Source organism: Streptomyces spiramenti (genome assembly GCF_012034385.1).
GTDB lineage: Bacteria > Actinomycetota > Actinomycetes > Streptomycetales > Streptomycetaceae > Streptomyces > Streptomyces spiramenti.
In genome coordinates this window covers 1-5,047 of sequence record NZ_JAAVJB010000302.1, presented here as the reverse complement: position 1 = coordinate 5,047, position 5,047 = coordinate 1, and the positions used below count along the sequence as shown (strand labels likewise).

General features: G+C 72.8%; 3 protein-coding genes. 1 reads left to right on the top strand and 2 read right to left on the bottom strand.

Features of this window, described 5'->3' with window-relative positions; translation table 11 throughout:
- Positions 1-61: 61 nt before the first annotated feature.
- Positions 62-1,420: an SPFH domain-containing protein gene (locus HCJ92_RS22075; protein ID WP_167935371.1), complete on the bottom strand. Its 1,359-nt coding sequence runs from the start codon at positions 1,418-1,420 to the stop codon at positions 62-64.
- The gene (locus tag HCJ92_RS22070) at positions 1,421-3,169 is read right to left on the bottom strand and encodes an SPFH domain-containing protein (protein WP_209311449.1); all 1,749 of its coding nucleotides are present in this window, start codon (positions 3,167-3,169) and stop codon (positions 1,421-1,423) included.
- 487 nt (positions 3,170-3,656) lie between these two features.
- On the opposite strand from HCJ92_RS22070, the gene HCJ92_RS22065 reads away from it, so the two are divergent.
- Positions 3,657-5,012 carry an NsdA family TPR-like regulatory protein gene (locus HCJ92_RS22065; protein WP_167935369.1) on the top strand — a complete coding sequence of 452 codons (1,356 nt, stop codon included), beginning with the start codon at positions 3,657-3,659 and terminating at the stop codon, positions 5,010-5,012.
- Positions 5,013-5,047: the final 35 nt, after the last annotated feature.

Genomic DNA, 5,047 nt, shown 5'->3' with positions numbered 1-5,047 from the left:
GTCGGGGCCTGTCCGGCGCCGTCCGCCGGAGGGGACGCGGCGCACCGCGCCCCCGGGTGGGTCACTGCTCGTCGTCGTCCCGGTTCCGGGCGGCGGCCCGGTCGGTCACCCGCGCGCCGAGCGCCCGGGCGGTGTCCGCGCCACCGCCGGCGGTGAGCCGCGGCAGCAGCTGCGCGGTGAGCAGTGTCGTCAGCGCCGAGGTGTCCTGGTGGGACCCGTCGGTGTCGATCACGAACGGCTTCGGCGCGCCCTGGGCCAGTGCGGTACCGACGTCCAGCCGTCGCTGCGCCAGTTCGTAGCGGAGCACGGCACGGTTGTCGCGGTAGGCGGTGGCGAGGCGCTGCTGCGCCTTGGCCTCGTTCTCCGCGGCGGTCAGCCCCGCGCGCCCCCGGGTCTCGATCTCGAACCGGACCCGCTGCGCCTCGGTCTCCTGCTCCTCCAGCATCTGCGCGACGTCCTTGCGTGCCTGGTTCAGCGCCGCGTTGACCTCGACGATCTTGGCGTCGCGGGTCTTCTTGGACCGCTCGATGTCCATGAGCAGGTTGTCGATCCGCCGCTTGCGGGTCAGCTCCCACTCCTGCTCGTAGGCCACCTTCTCCTTGGCCACCCGTTCGCGGGTCGCCAGGTGCTGGCGGTACTGGACCGGGAGCTGCACGTCGGGGATGTTGCAGCCGGTGATCCGGACGCCGTAGCGGGCGAGCTGGCGGTTGAGGAGTTCCTGCATGTCGGCGACGTCCGAACCGCGCAGGTCGTACGCCCGCTCGGTGGAGATCTGGCGGCTCCGCTGCCGGATGGCGTCCTGCACCGCGTTGGAGAGCACCAGGTCGAAGTTGCTCGCGCCGATGGTCCGCACGAAGAGCACCGCGTCGGTGATGCGGAACTTCAGGAAGAACTCGATCGAGGTGAGCGGCACGTTCTCCCGCGTGGGGCACGCCACCACGGGCGCGGAGTAGGGGATCTCGGTGGAGGTGTCGACGACGAACTCCACGCGCGACCACGGGTGCCACAGGTAGTGGCGGCCGGGGTCGAGCTCGCCGACGACCGCACCGTACGTGGTCAGCACACCGGTGGTGCCCTGCTCGATCTCGACGATCGAGGAGCGCCACCACCAGAGCGCGCCGAGCACCACGGCGATGGCGCCGACGGCGTAGGTGGGCACCGCCACGGCGGACCATGCCGCTCCGCCGACCGCGTTGTCGGAGCGGGAGCTGCCGAGCGACATCATCACGCCCGCGAGGAGCGCGAGGACCCCGAACCACAGCAGGACGGTCCAGGTGTTGCGACGGCTGTTGCGCGGCATGACCACCGGCACCAGCGCGCCGTTGTCGCCGCCGCGCAGCAGGCGGGCGATGTCGCCCCAGCCCGCGACGTTCTCCTGGATGACCGAACCGCGGCGGTCGGCCTGGGTCTGCTGGCTCATCTACTCGCCTTCCCGCGTGGTCTGGTCACTGCCGGTCTCCGCCGCCTGGTCCGGCGTGGCGTCGGCCACGGGCTCCGGGTCGTCGCTCTGCACGGAGGCGCGGATCTCCTCCACCGCGTCGGCGCCCGGCAGCTCGTCCTCGGAGGTGTCGACCGGGGTGACGGTGGTGGCCTGCTCGGCACTGCGCAGGGCGCTGATCTCGGCCTCGCGCTCGCTGATACGGGCGGAGATCTCGTCCATGCGACCGCGGATGACGCTCATGTCCTCGTCGGTGAACAGCTCGTCGCCGGCCTCGCCGATGATGCCGCGGGCGATCCGCAGGAAGTCCACGGCGGCGGCGTCGCCGGAACCGATCCGCAGCACCTGCGGCAGTCGGTCGGCGACCTGCTCCAGCCGGTCCAGGACCTGCTGCTGGTAGCGGTAGTTGAGGATCTCGGGGGCCTCGGCCGCGGAGACGGCGCGGATGTCCAGCGCCTGTGCCTCCAGCAGCGCCGCGTTGGCGTGGGCCTCCGACTCGGCCTCGACGAACCGCTGGCGGGCGACGGCGCGGGCGCGGTTGGTCTCGCGCTCCAGGGCGGTGTCCATCTGCGCCTGGTACTGGGCGATGTCGGCCTGGATCGCGGAGAGCGTCTCGTTGAGAGTGGCGAGCTCCTTGGTGAGGTCGCCCTCGTTGTTCTCCTTGCGGAGCTGGAGCTCGTACTCGTGGGTGTACGCCTGCTTGGCGACGCGCACCATCTCCGGCGCCGCCAGGTCCATCCGGTACTCCTTGCCGGCGGGCTCGGCGTGCGTGATGTTGGCGTTGGTCAGTTCGACGGCCGGGCTGAACTGCTGGTTCAGCTGGTCCAGCAGCCGGTTGGTGTTCTCGCCGACCATGTCGTAGATCGCGGAGGCCTCCTGGTCGTAGATGAGGCTCCGGGTCGTCTCGCTGATGGCGTTGTTCAGCTTCTCCTCGAAGCCGCGGACGGCTCCCAGGGTGTAGATGAACTCGACGGGATCGTTGATGCGGAACTGCACGAACAGGTCGATCGACGCCTGCACGCCGCTCTTGGTGGGAGCCTCGCGGATCGGCGCGTTGAACGGGTACTCGCGCGTGGTGTTGACGATGTACGAGACCCGCTTCCACGGGTTGAGCAGCGTGATCCGTCCGGGGCCGACGACCTGCTCCAGCTTGCCGAAGCGGGTGATGAGCGCCTGGCAGCCGTCCGGGACCATGACCATGCCCTGGCGCCACCACATGAAGCCGGTGGCCAGCAGCGCCATGAACCAGTAGTGAATGCCGAAGAACGGGTTGAGCAGCGGTCCGTCGTCGGAGACGGCGGCGATCACCAGCCAGGCGACGACGCCGATCGCGATGAGCAGCAGCGCGGGGAACATCGTCACGAAGGTGCGGCCCCGCGGGATGACCATGGGGCAGATGACGTGGACGGCTCCGGACCTGCCGCGCTTCAGCGAGGTGCGGTTGAGCACCTCACCGGCGTTGTTCAGTGACGCCGTCTGCTGCTCGATGCGGGTCCCCACCGAGCCGCCCTGTTCGCGGGCGGCCAGGAAGTCGTCGGGGTCGGCGATGGCCGTGCCGGCCGGTCGCGACTCCTCCTCGTCGTCCCCTCCCGGGAACTGTCGGCCGAGCGCCCCCGTGAGCGCCTCTCGGGGATCACCGCCCTGCGCCACGGACCGGGCCGCGCTGCGGACGTTCTGTGACAATGACACGCGTCCTCCCCCTCTCGTCGGATCTCGTGTACCGCACACCATCAGACCAACCGGTCGAGCCGGAGCGCCAGCCGACGTACCGCTCGCCGCGAATCGTCACCGGTGTGTGACCGGAACCTGCCCGAACTGGGCCGAGGCACGCGCAACCCATCTCACGCCGGGCGCGCACCAACACTGCCATCGGCGTCACTCACGCCCGGCGTGCGGCGGTGGCAGCGCGCACCGGCGTGGCTCCCTCCCCGCACTCCGCCGGCGCGGGAGCCGAGGGTGCGGACACCGGCACGGCCGCCGTTCCGTTGCGGCGCACAACCGGGACCGGAGCGACGGCAGCGACCCCCGGGAGAACCGAGTCGTACAGAAAAGGATCATTCATGCGGACACCGTCCGCCCGTTCGCCGACCATTACCACCCCGGGGTGGCAGATCGCCCGGAAAGCTACCCGAAGGGGTGGTAACGGAGTCAAGCGCCGCTCGAACGTGCCTCCGTGCGCCGCTGCCGGGCACCCGAAGGACTGTGGCATCAAGGAACCATGACGACTCGGCGCCACCCCAACGAACGGCTGCGCGCACTGCTGCGCGAGGCCGACTGGACCCAGGAGGCGCTGGCGCGCGCCGTGAACACCCTGGGCGCCGAGATCGGCTGTCCGCTCCGGTACGACCGCACCGCGGTCGCCCACTGGCTGTCGGGCACGCAGCCCAGGCCACCGGCGCCGCAACTGGCCGCGGAGGCGCTGTCGCGCCGCACCGGCCGGCCGGTGAGCCCCCAGGCGGCCGGGTTCACGGCCCCCGCGCCGGAGGCGCCCGCCCCCGACCCGGCGGTGGGCTTCGCCGACCTGTGCCGCGACGACGCCGCCAGCGACCGGCGGGACGCGCTGCGGCAGCGGCCGTACCGGGTCGCGGACTCCGTGGTGTCGGAGTTCCCCGCCACGGTGCCCTCCCAGGCGGGACGCGGCGCCGGCGGCCCGGCCCGCCCCCGTCCCCACACGCCCGCGGAGCGCGCCCCGGCGCTGCGCGACGCGGCGTCCTTCTTCGCCGCCTCGATCGACAGCCACGGCGGCCTCCACGCGCGCAGCGCGCTGGCCTGCTACCTCGCGGACGACGTGGTCCCGCTCCTCACCTCGGGCACACCGGAGCGGAACCGGGCGGAGGTGACCACGGCCGCATCCCGACTGGCCTTCCTCCTGGCGCGGATGTACGAGGACGGCCGGCTCCACGGCCTGGCGCAGCGCTACTACTCCTTCGCCCACCGGCTGGCGGCGGAGTGCGGCGACCGCACCTCGTGGTGCCTGGCCGTCCGGGCGATGAGCGCCCAGGCGGCGCGGCTGGGCCACCTGCCGTCCGCCCTGCACCTCGCCGAAGCCGCCGGCCGTGCGGCGGCGGGGGTGCCACCGGCCCAGCAGGCGTACGTCCAGGCGCAGCTGGCCGTGGTGCTGGCCCGCGGCGGCGATCGGCGGGGGGCGTTCGGCGCACTGGGCGCGGCGGAGCGCGCCGCCGGGCGCGCGGGACGCGGGGACTCGCCGTTCGACATCTACCCGACGGCCGCGCTGGCGTACCAGACTTCGGCCACGCTGGTGGCGCTCGACGACGTGCCCGGGGCCCTCGCGGCGCTGCGCCGGTCGCTCGCCGAGCGGTCTGCGGCGGACGTACGCGGGCGCGCGCTCACCCAGGCGCGCTATGGACGGCTGCTGCTGCGCGCCGGACACCTGGAGGAGGCGTGCGTGGCGTGGCGGGCGTTCCTGGCAGGGCGGGAGCGGCTGCGTTCGGGGGACGCGGAGCAGGCGGTGCGGGAGATGCGCTCCGCGCTGCGACCGTTCCGGAACCGCAAGGGCGCGGCCGAGCTCCTGGCGCGCTCGGCGCCGGCCGGCGAGCGCCGCGCCATCGCCTGACCGGCCGCCGGGCCGTTCGCGGGGCAGCGGTGTCC